Raw genomic sequence first — 15267 nt, forward strand, 5'->3', positions numbered from 1 at the left:
CTCGTGAGTGGTTGTCAGGGTTAGAACCCGGACAACCACTCACGAGGGGGTTACTGGGCCAGTTGGGCGCCGAAGGCGTTCAGGGCTTCGGTCACCGGCTGGAAGAACGTGATGCCGCCCTGCCGGCAGTCCCCGGAACCGCCCGACGTCAGGCCGAGTGCCGTGCCGTCCTGGGTGAACAGCGGACCGCCGCTGTCCCCGCCCTCGGCGCAGACCGTGGTCTGGATCAGCCCGGTGACACGGCCTTCCGGGTAGTTCACGGTGGCGTTCAACGCGGTCACCCGGCCGTCACGCAGCCCGGTCGTGCTTCCCATTCGCAGGACGCGCTGGTTCACGCGCGGGTCAGCGGCCCGCCTGATCTGGACCGTGCCGTTGCCGGTGTCGACCGAGCTCGGCGCTTGGGTGTTGCGGTTGTTGTACGACAGCACGGCGAAGTCACCGTCCCCGGGGAAGGTCGACTGCTGGACGGTGGCGACGGGCGCACCGCCCTGCGTGAGCGACCACTGGCGCCCGGCCGCCGTGCAGTGCCCGGCGGTGAGCAACCCGGGGGCGCCGTTGTCCAGGGTGACGTTGAAGCCCAGCGAACACCGCCCCCGGCCGGCGAAGATCGCGTCCCCGCCCTCGGCGAGGAGGGTGAACCGGCCGGGTGCACGCTCCACCCGCACCTTGTCGCTGCGGGTCGTCAGCAGGTTGTTCCACTGCTCGGTGTTCACCGTGCTGTCGGCGGTGACCAGGGTCTGTCCGGTCTCCGGATCGGTCGCCCACGCCGTGCCTGTCATGGTGCGCATCTCGGCGACGGTCGGGACGGCGACGGGTTGCCGGGAACCCGCGCTGGCCTGGGGAATCGCGAAGGCGGCCGTGGCGGCCACAGCGACACCCGCGGCCGCGATGATCGCCTTCTTGCGGGTGATCTTCCTGTGTGCGTTGCGCATGTCGTAGCCCTTCAGCGGTAAGTCCTTCACTACCCGTACGAGCGAACGACTCGGGGCGGTTCAGACCTTTTCGCGTCACGCCTTCTGATCACCAGATGCGCGGAGTCCACGCGCGGGGCGGGCCGGAAACAGTTCGCCGGGATTCGCCGTGCCACGCGTAGCTCGTACTTCTCGGCCCACTTGGCGGTCTCCTTCGACTGTGCGGCCACGATCCGGCGAGCGAAGCCCCACTCGACGACGAGGTCCGCGGCCACCAGGGACCGTCGTGGCCGGGACAACAGCCGTCGGAGCAGCACTGTGGACAGTGCGTAGGGAATGCTTGCCACGACAGAGAAATCGCGGCTCGGCAACGGCACCGTCCGCAGATCGGCGTGCACCACCTTGACCAGTGGCTGGTCGGCGAACCGCCGGGTGAGCCTGCGAACGAACGCCGCGTCCCGCTCGATGGCGAGGATGCGTGACCCGGTCGCGGCGAGCGGCGCGGTGATCGTGCCGGGACCGGCCCCGAAGTCGATCACCAGATCGCCGGGGCCGACCCCGGACGAGCGGATCAACCCACGGATGACGGCGTGGGAACAGAGGAAATGAACCCCGGAGGGGTTGGGAAGCATGGGTCGTCTCCAGCGCGGAACGGGATGGCAGATGAGCGCTGTTGTTCGGAGGCGACAACGACCTGCCGAGCGGTCAGAACCGGGCTCGGCGGACTATCAGCAGGTGGCAGAGGTCGTGCGCCTCACTGGCCGCGGAGGCGGCCCATGCTGAACAAAGTCCCCATGGCGGCGACGTTATCAACCAGGCACAATCGAATTTTCCGCCGACGGACTAGGGTTACTCCCCGGGTACGAGAGGAGCGTCCAGTGGCGGACATCGGGACACACCAGGCGGAGTCAGCGCTGGCCGGGATCGTCGGTGCCGGGCACCTGCTCGCAGGGGACGCGATCGGCGCGGACTACGCGCATGACGAGGCGCTGAGCAGCGAGCCGGTGAAACCGGCGTACGTGGCCCGCCCGGAGACCGCCGAGCAGGTCGCGCAGTTGCTGAAAACCGCCTCCGAGCACCGAATCCCGGTGACCGCGCGCGGGTCGGGCTCGGGCATGTCGGGTGCCGCGCGGCCGCGGCCGGGCGGGCTGCTGATCTCGTTCGAGCGGATGGCCGCGATCCTCGAGATCGACACCGAGAACCACGTCGCGGTGGTGCAGCCGGGCGTGACCCTGGAGGACCTCGACGGCGAGCTGGCCAAGCACGGCCTGGTCTACCCGGTCTATCCCGGTGAGCTCAGCGCGAGCATCGGCGGCAACGTCGGCACGAACGCGGGCGGCATGCGTGCGATCAAGTACGGCGTCACCCGCAACCACGTCCTCGGCCTCGAAGCCGCCTTGCCGACCGGTGAACTGATCAGGACCGGCGGCAAGTTCGTGAAGGCGAGCACCGGCTACGACCTGACCCAGCTGATCATCGGGTCCGAGGGCACGCTGGCGGTGGTGACCGAGGCGGTGCTGAAGGTCCAGCCACGGATGCCGTACCAGGGCACGGTGCTGGCGCCGTTCGTCGACCTCGACGAGGTGGCACGCGCGGTGCCGAAGGTGGTCGGCAGCGGCATCGGGCCGTTGATCCTGGAGTACATCGACGGCCTGACCATGGGCGCGATCACCTACCGCGCGCAGTTGCAGCTCGGCATTCCCGACGAGGTCAGGGAAACCTCGCACGCGTACCTGGTCGTGCAGCTGGAGAACCGCAACGCCGACCGGCTGGACGAGGACATCGCCGAGGTCGGTGAGCTGCTGTCCGGCCTGGGCGCCAAGGACGTCTACGTGCTGGAGGGCTCGGCGGCCAACAAGCTGATCGACGCGCGGGAGAAGGCGTTCTGGGCGGCCAAGGAGGCAGGCGCCGACGACATCATCGACACGGTGATCCCGCGTGCCTCGTTGCCTCAGTTCATGGAGCGGGTGCGGCAGATCGCGCAGGAGAACAACACTTTCGTGGTCGGCTGCGGGCACGCCGGTGACGGCAACGTCCACCTCGCCGTGCTGCAGAAGGACAACGAGGTACGCGACCGCGTGCTGCACGGCCTGTTCGAAGCGGGGATCAGCCTCGGCGGCGCGATCTCCGGCGAGCACGGCATCGGCCGCAAGCACACCGAGCGGTTCCTCGCGCTGACCGATCCGGCCAAAGTGGACCTGATGCGGCGGATCAAGACCGCGTTCGACCCGGCCGGCGTGCTCAACCCCGGTGTCCTCTTTGACTGAGTGTCCTTATCGACCGAGTTGGAGTTCTTGAGAACGATGAACGGCGCACAGGCCCTCCTCCGCACGCTCGTCGACGCGGGTGTGAACGTCTGCTTCGGCAACCCGGGCACCTCCGAGATGCACTTCGTCGCGGCACTGGACTCAGTGCCGGAGATGCGCGGCATCCTCGGGCTGTTCGAGGGCGTGGTGACCGGCGCGGCCGACGGCTACGCCCGGATGGCCGACAAACCGGCCGCCACCCTGCTGCACCTCGGCCCCGGGCTGGCCAACGGCTTGGCCAACCTGCACAACGCCCGCCGGGCACGGACCGGGATCGTGAACGTCGTCGGCGACCACGCGACGTACCACAAGCAGTACGACGCCCCGCTCGAGTCGGACATCGAGGCACTGGCCACCACAGTCGGCTGGACGCGCACGAGCACGTCGACGGAGGCGCTCGCCGCGGACGCCGTTGAGGCCGTGAAAGTCGCGCAGTCCGGCCGGATCGCGACGCTGATCCTGCCCGCCGACGTGTCCTGGGGCGACGGCGGCGCGGCCGCGGCCCCGCTCGCCGCGCCGGTCCGGCCGACGGTGGCCGAGAACGTCGTGCACGCGATCGTCGACGTGCTGCGGTCGGGCGAATCGACCGTGATCCTGCTGGGCAACGCCGGTACGCGGGAGCGCGCGCTGCGTGCGGCGAGCCGGATTTCGCAGGCGACGGGCGTGAAGCTGTTCGCCGAGACGTTCCCGACGCGCATCGAGCGCGGCGCTGGTGTGCCCGCGGTGGACCGCCTCGGTTACCTGGCCGAGCAGGTCACGTGGCAGTTGACGGACGTGCGCAACCTCGTGCTCGCCGGCGCCAAGTCGCCGGTGTCGTTCTTCGCCTACCCGGGCAAGGCCAGCGATTTGGTGCCGGACAACTGCAAGGTGCACGTGCTGGCCCAGCCGGACGACGACATCGCCGCGGCACTGGAGGCCATCGCGGACGTCGTCGCGCCGGACGTGGAACCGGTGCTGCAGGAGGCGAAGCGCCCTGAGTTGCCGCAGGGTGACCTCACGCCGCAGAACTGGGTCGACGTGATCGGCGCGTTGCTGCCGGAGAACGCGGTGATCGTCGACGAGTCGAACACCTCCGGCCTGCTCCTGCCGACCGCGACCGCCGGTGCCCCGAAGCACGACGTGCTCACGTTGACCGGCGGTTCCATCGGTTTCGGCCTGCCGACCGCGGTCGGTGCCGCGGTCGCGGTCCCGGACCGCCCGGTCATCTGCCTGCAGGCCGACGGCAGCGCGATGTACACGGCGTCCGCGCTGTGGACGATGGCCAGGGAAGGCCTGAACGTCACCACGGTCGTGTTGTCGAACCGGTCCTACGCGATCCTCAAGCTGGAGTTGCAACGGGTCGGCGCGGACAGCACCGGGCCGAAGGCGCTCGACTGGCTCGACCTGTCCCGGCCGGACCTGGACTTCGTGTCGCTGGCCACGGCGATGGGCGTGCCGGCGACCCGTGCGGCGACCGCGGAGGACCTGGCCGACCAGTTCCGGGAGTCGTTGGCGCAGCCCGGCCCGCACGTCATCGAGGCCGCCATCCCGACGCTGTTCTGACGGCGGAGCCGGCAGGACGGGCTACCAGAGCGGCCACGGAAACGTCCTGTTGGCTCTCGGTCTGAAGTAACGTCTTATGAGTGACCTCGCAACTACCGGTTGATGCCACGACGGACGATCCTGACGTCCTCGCCGCGTACCGGACGGATCGGGCGGCGTTCTGCCCGAGCGGCACACCTCGGGCATTGGTCAGAGCGAGGTCACTCGACGACGTTGTGGAGACCCTGCGGTGGGCCAACGAGAACAACGTCCCTGTCGTCCCGCAGGGTGCGCGCACCGGGCTGTCCGGCGGCGCGAACGCGCTCGACGGGTGTGTGCTGCTGAACGTGGAGAAGCTCGACCAGATCCTCGAGATCGACGTCGAGGAGCAGATCGCCGTGGTCCAGCCGGGCGTGATCAACGGGACGCTGGCCGCGGCGGTCGCCGAGAAGGGCCTGTACTACCCGCCGGACCCGGGATCGAAGGACATCTCGTCGATCGGCGGCAACGTCGCGACCAACGCGGGCGGCATGTGCTGTCTGAAGTACGGCGTGACGGGCGACTTCGTCCGTGCGCTCCAAGTCGTGCTGGCGGACGGCCGTGTGATGCGGACCGGCCGTCGGACGGCCAAGGGCGTCGCGGGCTACGACCTGACGCGCTTGTTCGTCGGCTCGGAGGGCACGCTCGGTGTCGTCACCGAGGTGACTGTGGCGTTGCGCTCCGCCGCCGCCCGTCCGTTGGCCGCTGTCGCGTTCTTCGACACCATGTCTGACGCCTGCCGGGCGGTCGCCGACCATCTGGGCGCGGGGTTCCGGCCCGCGGCGCTGGAGTTGATGGACGCCGCGACCATCGAGGCCGTCGGCAGGATGCGCGACCTGGGCTTCCCGCCCGGCGTGGGCGCGGTGCTGATCGCCCAGTCCGACGCGGGCACCCGGGCGCCGGAGGAACTCGCCGCCTTCGAGGGCTCCGCCCGCAGGTGCTCGGCCACGGAGGTGATCGTCTCCGACGATCCGGCCGAAGCGGACCTGCTCATGCAGGGCCGCAGGCTGGTCGGCCTGGCCCTTGAGCAGTACCCGGCTTCGCTCGTCGACGACATCTGCGTGCCGCGCCGCAACCTGGCCGTCCTGGTCGACGGGATCGAGCGGATCGCCGAAGAACACGGAGTCACGATCGCCACGTGCGGCCACGCGGGCGACGGCAACATGCACCCGGCCGTGCTGTTCGACCTCGCCCAGGCCGATGCCGCGCAACGGGCGTTCGACGAGATCATGCGGCTGGGCCTGAAACTCGGCGGCACCATCACGGGTGAGCACGGCGTGGGCTTCCTCAAGCGCGCGTGGCTGGCCCGTGAGCTCGACGAGACCGCCCTCTGGTCGCACCACCAGATCAAACAGGCCCTGGACCCACGCGGAATCCTCAACCCCGGTCGAGTGATCAACTCGACTGCCACTGGACGCGGCGAAAACGATCAAAGATCCTTTTAGACGGGAGAGGTGCCGGCGAGGGAGTGTTGTAGCGATGCGAACCTTGCGGCGGGAACTGGCGCGGATCTGGGCGTGCGTGACAGATCGGCCACGGTGGCAGCTGGTGCTGGCGTGTGTGGTCTCGGCCTGGACGCTCGCGTGGGTCGTCGGCCAGGCGATCGCGGCGCCGATGACCCCGTTGGAAGTCCCCAGGGCCCTGCTCGGCTGGGCAGGCGTCCCGGTCGGCTGGCTCGACGCGGCCGCGGGCTGGACCCGTGACCCGTCCCGATGGTGGGTGTTGGCGGTGCTGGCCGTCTGCGGCGGCCTGCTCTGGGCGGCGACCACGGAACGCGCCCAGCTCACCGCGGTCTTCGGCTGGCTCGCCGTGCTGGTGGCGGCGGAGGGGATCGGCTACCACCCGGCGGTCCTGCGTGCGGTGTTCTCGATGATCGGCTTCATCCTGTTGCTCTGGCTGTTGTCGTTGCCAGGCAAGGTCTCGGTGATGAGCAACCGGATCACGCTGGTGCCTCGCGACGTGGTGCGTGCGGGTGCGACAGCCGCCGCGATGGCCGCGATGGTCCCGCTGCTGGCTGTCGGCTTGGTCGTGATCCGTCTGGTCCGTCCGTACGTCACGCGTCCGCCGAAGGCCGTGGTGCCGCGGGCGCGTGAGGCCCAGGAACCACAGAAAACCCTCGTTCGAGACTGAATCGCCACCCTTCGACGGGTGTGGTGCACGCCACACAGTGGTAAAACGGAAGACGTACGTTCTGTTTCCATGGGAGGGTCTCCAATGGCGGATACCCAGAACATCGTGGTCGGTGTGCCGCGCGAGTCGGCCCCTGGAGAACGACGGGTTGCGCTCGTCCCCCGAGTCGTGGGACGCCTGCGGTCCGCAGGGCTGAACATCGTGGTCGAACCCGGCGCCGGTGGTGGGGCGTTGATGTCCGACTGGCTCTACGAGGAAGCCGGGGCCACCCTCGGCGATCCCTGGGCCTGCGACGTGGTCGTCAAGGTCGCGGCCCCGACGGACGAGGAGATCGGCCGTCTGAAACCCGGCAGCGTGCTGATCGGCTTCCTCGGCACGAACGTCGCCGACGCGCTGGCCACCCGGGACGTGCACGGCCTGGCCATGGAAGCCATTCCGCGGATCTCCCGCGCGCAGGCGATGGACGCGCTGTCGTCACAGAGCAGTGTCGCCGGATATCTCGCTGCTTTGCTTGGCGCGCAACACCTTACGCGCTTCTATCCGATGCTCACCACAGCCGCGGGCACTGTGCCGCCGGCGAAGGTGCTGGTCCTTGGCGCCGGTGTCGCGGGCCTGCAAGCACTCGCGACGGCACGACGGCTGGGCGCGCAGACCACCGGTTACGACGTCCGGCCGGAAGTCGCCGAGCAGGTGCGTTCGGTCGGCGCCAAGTGGCTGGACCTCGGGATCGAGGCCGTCGGCGACGGTGGTTACGCCCGTGCGCTGACCGACGAGGAACGTGCCGAACAGCTGAAACGCCTGAACGAAGCCGTGATCGGCTACGACGTGGTGATCACCACCGCGCAGGTGCCGGGGCGGAAGGCGCCGGTGCTGGTGACCGAGGACTCGGTGACCGCGATGCGCGCGGGCAGCGTTGTCGTCGATCTCGCTGGGGAATCCGGCGGCAACTGTGAACTCAGCGTGCCAGGGGAGGCCGTGGTGCGGCATGACGTGACGATCGTGGCGCCGCTGAACCTCCCGGCCGCCATGCCGGAGTCCGCGAGCGAGCTGTACTCGCGCAATGTCCAAGCCCTGCTGGAACTCCTCATCGCCGACGGCCGGCTGAAGCTGGACTTCGACGACGAGATCATCGCGTCCGCGTGCGTGACGAGGAGGTCATGATGCTGGTGCAGAACCTGGCCATCCTCGTGCTCGCGGGATTCGTGGGCTTCGCGGTGATCTCCAAGGTGCCCAACACGTTGCACACCCCGCTGATGTCCGGCACCAACGCGATCCACGGCATCGTGCTGCTCGGTGCGTTGATCGTGCTCGGCCTCGGCGCGACCGGCACCCTCGACCAGATCCTGCTCGTGATCGCGATCGCGTTCGGCACGATCAACGTCGTCGGCGGATTCCTTGTGACAGACCGAATGCTGGGGATGTTCAAAGCGAAGGAGCCACGGGAATGAGCTGGCTCCAGGACCCCGTCACGATCCAGTGCCTGTACATCGTGGCGTTCGCGTTGTTCATCTACGGCCTGATGGGCCTGACCGGTCCGCGGACCGCCGTACGCGGCAACATGCTGGCCGCCGTCGGCATGGCGATCGCGATCCTGGCGACCGCACTGACCCCGGGCATGGGCAACTGGTGGTTGATCCTGCTGGGCGTCGTCCTGGGCACCGCGATCGGGATTCCCGCGGCGCGCAAGGTGAAGATGACCGCGATGCCGCAGATGGTCGCGCTGTTCAACGGCGTCGGTGGCGGTGCGGTCGCCCTGGTCGCGTGGGTCGAGTTCCGGCAGACGCACGGCTTCGCCGGCGAACCCGCGCACGTGTCGATCGCGACGCTGTTCGCCGCGCTGATCGGGTCGGTGTCGTTCTGGGGATCCAACGTCGCCTTCGGCAAGCTGCAGGAGATCCTGCCCGGCAGGCCGATCAGTGTCGGCAGGCTGCAGCAGCCGCTGAACCTCCTGCTGCTGGTGCTCGGGGTGGCCTGCGGCGTCGCGGTCGTGGCCGGTGGCACCTCCGAGTGGCTGATGATCGGGATTCTGGTGTCGTCGGCGCTGCTGGGCCTGATGGTCGTGCTGCCGATCGGCGGCGCGGACATGCCCGTGGTGATCTCGCTGCTGAACGCGTTGACCGGGCTCAGCGCGGCGGCGACCGGCATCGCGCTGGACAACACCGCGCTGATCGTCGCCGGGATGATCGTCGGAGCGTCCGGCACGATCCTGACCAACCTGATGGCGAAGGCGATGAACAGGTCGATCCCCGCCATCGTGGCCGGCGGGTTCGGCGGGACCGGTGGCCCGAGTTCGTCCGGGCCGACGGACAAGATCGTCCGGCAGACCAGCGCCTCGGACGCCGCTATCCAGATGAGCTACGCCCGTCAGGTCGTCGTCGTCCCTGGTTACGGCATGGCCGTGGCCCAGGCGCAGCACGCCGTGCGGGAGATGGCGAAGGAACTGGAGAGCAAGGGCGTCGCCGTCTACTACGCGATCCATCCGGTCGCCGGGCGCATGCCCGGGCACATGAACGTGCTGCTCGCCGAGGCTGACGTGCCGTACGAGCACCTCAAGGAGATGGACGAGATCAACGGGGAGTTCTCCCGGACGGACGTGGCGCTGGTGATCGGCGCGAACGACGTCACCAACCCGGCCGCGCACACCGACCCGGGCTCGCCGATCTACGGCATGCCGATCCTGAACGTGAACGAGAGCAAATCGGTCATCGTCCTGAAGCGTTCGATGAGCCCCGGGTTCGCCGGAGTGGACAACGACCTCTACTACGACCCGAGGACCTCGATGCTGTTCGGCGACGCCAAGAAGTCGGTCTCCGCCGTCGTGGAGGAGCTACGTGCCCTCTGACCTGCGGTGATGCCGTTAAGGGGACCCCCCTGAAACGGCCGTTCCGGGGCGTGTAATCTTATCCAAGTCAGAGCGGAACGGGCCCCGGAAAGCCAAGGGGAACGGAGCGAAGACCCCAAAATTTAGCAGTACAAGCCCCCTGATAGGCTGTATCTCAGTCCGATGGGTGTGCGTGTGTTGTTTGAGAACTCAACAGTGTGTCGATCTATTGAAAGCCAGTAGAGCTTTTATATGAACCTCGTCGTGAGGTTCCTTTGAGATGGACAGATGGACCAGATTGGTTCTGGTTTGTCAGGACGTCGAACACTTCACAAGCATTGTTGGAGAGTTTGATCCTGGCTCAGGACGAACGCTGGCGGCGTGCTTAACACATGCAAGTCGAGCGGTAAGGCCCTTCGGGGTACACGAGCGGCGAACGGGTGAGTAACACGTGGGTAATCTGCCCTGCACTCTGGGATAAGCCCGGGAAACTGGGTCTAATACCGGATACGACTTCGTTGGGCATCCAATGGGGTGGAAAGTTCCGGCGGTGCAGGATGAGCCCGCGGCCTATCAGCTTGTTGGTGGGGTGATGGCCTACCAAGGCGACGACGGGTAGCCGGCCTGAGAGGGCGACCGGCCACACTGGGACTGAGACACGGCCCAGACTCCTACGGGAGGCAGCAGTGGGGAATATTGCGCAATGGGCGAAAGCCTGACGCAGCGACGCCGCGTGAGGGATGACGGCCTTCGGGTTGTAAACCTCTTTCGCCAGGGACGAAGCGAGAGTGACGGTACCTGGAGAAGAAGCACCGGCTGACTACGTGCCAGCAGCCGCGGTAATACGTAGGGTGCGAGCGTTGTCCGGAATTATTGGGCGTAAAGAGCTCGTAGGCGGTTTGTTGCGTCGGTCGTGAAAACCTGGGGCTTAACCCTGGGCTTGCGGTCGATACGGGCAGACTTGAGTTCGGTAGGGGAGACTGGAATTCCTGGTGTAGCGGTGAAATGCGCAGATATCAGGAGGAACACCGGTGGCGAAGGCGGGTCTCTGGGCCGATACTGACGCTGAGGAGCGAAAGCGTGGGGAGCGAACAGGATTAGATACCCTGGTAGTCCACGCCGTAAACGTTGGGCGCTAGGTGTGGGGCTCTTTCCACGGGTTCCGTGCCGTAGCTAACGCATTAAGCGCCCCGCCTGGGGAGTACGGCCGCAAGGCTAAAACTCAAAGGAATTGACGGGGGCCCGCACAAGCGGCGGAGCATGTGGATTAATTCGATGCAACGCGAAGAACCTTACCTGGGCTTGACATGCGCCAGACATCCCTAGAGATAGGGCTTCCCTTGTGGTTGGTGTGCAGGTGGTGCATGGCTGTCGTCAGCTCGTGTCGTGAGATGTTGGGTTAAGTCCCGCAACGAGCGCAACCCTCGTTCCATGTTGCCAGCGGGTAATGCCGGGGACTCATGGGAGACTGCCGGGGTCAACTCGGAGGAAGGTGGGGATGACGTCAAGTCATCATGCCCCTTATGTCCAGGGCTTCACACATGCTACAATGGCTAGTACAGAGGGCTGCGAGACCGTGAGGTGGAGCGAATCCCTTAAAGCTGGTCTCAGTTCGGATTGGGGTCTGCAACTCGACCCCATGAAGTCGGAGTCGCTAGTAATCGCAGATCAGCAACGCTGCGGTGAATACGTTCCCGGGCCTTGTACACACCGCCCGTCACGTCACGAAAGTCGGTAACACCCGAAGCCCACGGCCTAACCCCTTGTGGGAGGGAGTGGTCGAAGGTGGGACTGGCGATTGGGACGAAGTCGTAACAAGGTAGCCGTACCGGAAGGTGCGGCTGGATCACCTCCTTTCTAAGGAGCATTCGACCCTCGCAGAGTCTGAAGCTTTGTCGAGTGGGAGGCCACTAGCAGCGGCGTATGTTCGCTGGGTGGAGCTCAAAGAATCGTGGAACTACTGGTTTTCGGCGCTCAGACAGCGCAGATGGGTCGGCACACTGTTGGGTCCTGAGGCAACACGCGTAGGCGTGCGAGGCTTCTGGTGACCGGAGTTGCTCCGAGTTCAAACCGGCCAGGGTGACCTGGAAGAGGTGTTCTCAGTAGTGGGCGGCTTTCTGGTGTGGTGTTTGAGAACTGTACAGTGGATGCGAGCATCTTTGTGGTCAAGTTGTTAAGGGCATACGGTGGATGCCTTGGCATCAGGAGCCGATGAAGGACGTGGGAGGCTGCGATATGCCTCGGGGAGCTGTCAACCGAGCTGTGATCCGAGGATTTCCGAATGGGGAAACCCGGCACCCGTTATGGGGTGTCACCTGCACCTGAATATATAGGGTGTGTGGAGGGAACGCGGGGAAGTGAAACATCTCAGTACCCGTAGGAAGAGAAAACAACCGTGATTCCGTGAGTAGTGGCGAGCGAAAGCGGATGAGGCTAAACCTACTGCGTGTGATACCTGACAGGGGTTGCGTAGTGGGGGTCGTGGGACCCACTGGCTGGGGCTGTCAACTCAGCGGAGAGTCATAAAATCATGTTGCTAGTCGAATCAGTCTGGAAAGCTGAACCGTAGAGGGTGAGAGTCCCTTAGGCGAAAGCGCGTGATCTCTCTTGGTGGTGTTCCCGAGTAGCAGCGAGCTCGTGGAATTTGCTGTGAATTTGGCGGGACCACCCGTTAAGCCTAAATACTTCCTGGTGACCGATAGCGGACTAGTACCGTGAGGGAAAGGTGAAAAGTACCCCGGGAGGGGAGTGAAAGAGTACCTGAAACCGTGTGCCTACAAGCCGTCAGAGCCTTTCGGGGTGATGGCGTGCCTTTTGAAGAATGAGCCTGCGAGTTAGTGCTGCGTGGCGAGGTTAACCCGTGTGGGGTAGCCGTAGCGAAAGCGAGTCTGAAGAGGGCGTTGAGTCGCGTGGTCTAGACCCGAAGCGGAGTGATCTACCCATGGCCAGGGTGAAGCGCCGGTAAGACGGTGTGGAGGCCCGAACCCACCAGGGTTGAAAACCTGGGGGATGAGCTGTGGGTAGGGGTGAAAGGCCAATCAAACTCCGTGATAGCTGGTTCTCCCCGAAATGCATTTAGGTGCAGCGTCGTATGTTTCACGGTGGGGGTAGAGCACTGGATGGCCTAGGGGGCCTACAAGCTTACTGAAGTCAACCAAACTCCGAATACCATCGTGTGAGAGTGCGGCAGTGAGACTGCGGGGGATAAGCTTCGTAGTCGAGAGGGAAACAGCCCAGAACACCAGCTAAGGCCCCTAAGTGTGCGCTAAGTGGGAAAGGATGTGGGGTCGCCCAGACAACCAGGAGGTTGGCTTAGAAGCAGCCATCCTTGAAAGAGTGCGTAATAGCTCACTGGTCAAGTGGTCCTGCGCCGACAATGTAGCGGGGCTTAAGCGTACCGCCGAAGCTGTGTCATTCATGCATATACATCCAGTGATGCTTTCGAGTGTCTCTGCAGTGGCATGGATGGGTAGGGGAGCGTCCTGCACCCCTGGAAGCGAGCGTGGAAACGACTCGTGGAGGGTGTGGGAGTGAGAATGCAGGCATGAGTAGCGATAGCAGAGTGAGAACCTCTGCCGCCGGATGACCAAGGGTTCCTGGGCCAGGCTAATCCGCCCAGGGTAAGTCGGGACCTAAGGCGAGGCCGACAGGCGTAGTCGATGGACAACGGGTTGATATTCCCGTACCCGCGTGAACGCGCCCATGATGAACCCAGCGATACTAACCACCCAAAGCTATGTGTTGAGCCTTCGGGCGATTCATGTGGTGGAGCGTGGGACCTGAACTGGTATTAGTCAAGCGATGGGGTGACGCAGGAAGGTAGTTCCGCCAGTGAGTGGATGTACTGGTGTAAGCGTGTAGGGCGGTGTGTAGGCAAATCCGCACACCATTGAGCCTGAGACGTGATGCGTAGCCGATTGAGGCGAAGTGGATGATCCTATGCTGCCGAGAAAAGCCTCTAGTGAGTGTTCAAGCGGCCCGTACCCTAAACCGACACAGGTGGTCAGGTAGAGAATACTGAGGCGTTCGGGTGAACTGTGGTTAAGGAACTCGGCAAAATGCCCCCGTAACTTCGGGAGAAGGGGGGCCGTGTGGCGTGAAGGGATTTACTCCTGGAGCGTTGTGTGGCCGCAGAGACCAGCGAGAAGCGACTGTTTACTAAAAACACAGGTCCGTGCGAAGTCGTAAGACGATGTATACGGACTGACGCCTGCCCGGTGCTGGAACGTTAAGAGGACGGGTTAGTCACCTTGTGTGGCGAAGCTCAGAATTTAAGCGCCAGTAAACGGCGGTGGTAACTATAACCATCCTAAGGTAGCGAAATTCCTTGTCGGGTAAGTTCCGACCTGCACGAATGGCGTAACGACTTCTCGGCTGTCTCAACCACAGGCCCGGTGAAATTGCACTACGAGTAAAGATGCTCGTTACGCGCGGCAGGACGGAAAGACCCCGGGACCTTTACTATAGCTTGGTATTGGTGCTCGGTTCGGCTTGTGTAGGATAGGTGGGAGACTGTGAAGCTCGGACGCTAGTTCGGGTGGAGTCGTTGTTGAAATACCACTCTGGTCGAATTGGGTGTCTAACCTCGGACCATGATCTGGTTCAGGGACAGTGCCTGGTGGGTAGTTTAACTGGGGCGGTTGCCTCCTAAAGGGTAACGGAGGCGCTCAAAGGTTCCCTCAGCCTGGTTGGCAATCAGGTGTTGAGTGCAAGTGCACAAGGGGGCTTGACTGTGAGACTGACGGGTCGAGCAGGGACGAAAGTCGGAACTAGTGATCCGGCCATGGCTTGTGGAAGCGTGGTCGCTCAACGGATAAAAGGTACCCCGGGGATAACAGGCTGATCTTGCCCAAGAGTCCATATCGACGGCATGGTTTGGCACCTCGATGTCGGCTCGTCGCATCCTGGGGCCGGAGTAGGTCCCAAGGGTTGGGCTGTTCGCCCATTAAAGCGGTACGCGAGCTGGGTTTAGAACGTCGTGAGACAGTTCGGTCCCTATCCGCCGCGCGCGTAGGAGACTTGAGGAAGGCTGTCCCTAGTACGAGAGGACCGGGACGGACGAACCTCTGGTGTGCCAGTTGTTCCGCCAGGGGCATGGCTGGTTGGCTACGTTCGGAAGGGATAACCGCTGAAGGCATCTAAGCGGGAAGCTCGTTCCAAGATGAGGTCTCCCACCTTTTATAGGGTAAGGCTCCCAGCTAGACGACTGGGTTGATAGGCCAGAGATGGAAGCGCGGTAACGTGTGGAGTTGACTGGTACTAATAGGCCGAGGACTTGTTCACAAAGGTGTTACGCATCCACTGTACGGTTTCTGAGATACCAGGCTGGGCACCTCGGGTGGGGTGTGGTCTGTGAATTTCATAGGTTTACGGTGATAATAGCGAAGAGGAAACGCCCGGTCCCATTCCGAACCCGGAAGCTAAGCTCTTCAGCGCCGATGGTACTGCACTGGGTACGGTGTGGGAGAGTAGGTCGTCGCCGTAATTTATTTCCGGAAGGGCCCCACAGGTATCTGTGGGGCCTTTTCCGCATGTCATG

Annotated in this window: 9 protein-coding genes and 3 rRNA genes; 10 read left to right on the forward strand and 2 right to left on the reverse strand. The window is 64.5% G+C overall.

Annotated elements, in window-relative coordinates; translation table 11 throughout:
• Nucleotides 1-50: 50 nt before the first annotated feature.
• Complete coding sequence (locus tag GC106_RS21630) at nucleotides 51-962, reverse strand: S1 family peptidase (protein ID WP_217280758.1); 912 nt, start codon at nucleotides 960-962, stop codon at nucleotides 51-53.
• Nucleotides 962-1543: a 23S rRNA (adenine(2058)-N(6))-methyltransferase Erm(C) gene (locus GC106_RS21635; protein ID WP_173133564.1), complete on the reverse strand. Its 582-nt coding sequence runs from the start codon at nucleotides 1541-1543 to the stop codon at nucleotides 962-964. The genes GC106_RS21630 and GC106_RS21635 overlap by 1 nt, the downstream gene beginning before the upstream one ends.
• A gap of 246 nt (nucleotides 1544-1789) precedes the next feature.
• Here GC106_RS21635 and GC106_RS21640 point away from each other — a divergent pair, with 246 nt between their 5' ends.
• From GC106_RS21640 to rrf, 10 genes are all read left to right on the forward strand, one after another.
• Entirely contained in the window at nucleotides 1790-3178 is a 1389-nt protein-coding gene (locus GC106_RS21640) for an FAD-binding oxidoreductase (protein ID WP_376777759.1), read from the forward strand.
• Between the two features lie 36 nt (nucleotides 3179-3214).
• A complete protein-coding gene (locus GC106_RS21645; RefSeq protein ID WP_173133567.1) occupies nucleotides 3215-4759 on the forward strand; it encodes an acetolactate synthase large subunit in 1545 nt (514 codons plus the stop codon).
• A gap of 80 nt (nucleotides 4760-4839) precedes the next feature.
• A complete protein-coding gene (locus tag GC106_RS21650) occupies nucleotides 4840-6222 on the forward strand; it encodes an FAD-binding oxidoreductase (protein ID WP_173133570.1) in 1383 nt (460 codons plus the stop codon).
• Nucleotides 6223-6256: 34 nt separating this feature from the next.
• Nucleotides 6257-6907: a phosphatidylglycerol lysyltransferase domain-containing protein gene (locus tag GC106_RS21655; protein ID WP_173133573.1), complete on the forward strand. Its 651-nt coding sequence runs from the start codon at nucleotides 6257-6259 to the stop codon at nucleotides 6905-6907.
• 84 nt (nucleotides 6908-6991) lie between these two features.
• Nucleotides 6992-8068, forward strand: coding sequence for an NAD(P) transhydrogenase subunit alpha (locus GC106_RS21660; RefSeq protein ID WP_173133576.1), 1077 nt, complete (start codon nucleotides 6992-6994; stop codon nucleotides 8066-8068).
• On the forward strand, nucleotides 8068-8355 hold the full coding sequence (locus GC106_RS21665; protein ID WP_173133655.1) for an NAD(P) transhydrogenase subunit alpha part 2: 288 nt from the start codon (nucleotides 8068-8070) through the stop codon (nucleotides 8353-8355). Before GC106_RS21660 ends, GC106_RS21665 begins: the two co-directional genes overlap by 1 nt.
• Entirely contained in the window at nucleotides 8352-9749 is a 1398-nt protein-coding gene (locus GC106_RS21670; RefSeq protein ID WP_173133579.1) for an NAD(P)(+) transhydrogenase (Re/Si-specific) subunit beta, read from the forward strand. Before GC106_RS21665 ends, GC106_RS21670 begins: the two co-directional genes overlap by 4 nt.
• 317 nt (nucleotides 9750-10066) lie before the next feature.
• A 16S ribosomal RNA gene (locus tag GC106_RS21675) occupies nucleotides 10067-11585 on the forward strand.
• Between the two features lie 306 nt (nucleotides 11586-11891).
• A 23S ribosomal RNA gene (locus GC106_RS21680) occupies nucleotides 11892-15011 on the forward strand.
• Between the two features lie 85 nt (nucleotides 15012-15096).
• Nucleotides 15097-15213: ribosomal RNA gene (gene rrf, locus GC106_RS21685) — 5S ribosomal RNA — on the forward strand.
• The 16S, 23S and 5S rRNA genes sit together here, the layout of an rRNA operon.
• The last annotated feature ends 54 nt before the right edge of the window (nucleotides 15214-15267 follow it).

The organism is Kibdelosporangium persicum (genome assembly GCF_013280595.1).
GTDB classification, from domain to species: domain Bacteria; phylum Actinomycetota; class Actinomycetes; order Mycobacteriales; family Pseudonocardiaceae; genus Kibdelosporangium; species Kibdelosporangium persicum.

What these genes read in the sequence shown, in the direction of transcription:
- GC106_RS21655 (WP_173133573.1), top strand. Translation starts at nt 6,257, where the DNA reads ATGCGAACCTTGCGGCGGGAACTGGCGCGGATCTGGGCGTGCGTGACA.
- GC106_RS21635 (WP_173133564.1), bottom strand. Translation starts at nt 1,543, where the DNA reads ATGCTTCCCAACCCCTCCGGGGTTCATTTCCTCTGTTCCCACGCCGTC.
- GC106_RS21665 (WP_173133655.1), top strand. Translation starts at nt 8,068, where the DNA reads ATGCTGGTGCAGAACCTGGCCATCCTCGTGCTCGCGGGATTCGTGGGC.
- GC106_RS21670 (WP_173133579.1), top strand. Translation starts at nt 8,352, where the DNA reads ATGAGCTGGCTCCAGGACCCCGTCACGATCCAGTGCCTGTACATCGTG.
- GC106_RS21645 (WP_173133567.1), top strand. Translation starts at nt 3,215, where the DNA reads ATGAACGGCGCACAGGCCCTCCTCCGCACGCTCGTCGACGCGGGTGTG.
- GC106_RS21660 (WP_173133576.1), top strand. Translation starts at nt 6,992, where the DNA reads ATGGCGGATACCCAGAACATCGTGGTCGGTGTGCCGCGCGAGTCGGCC.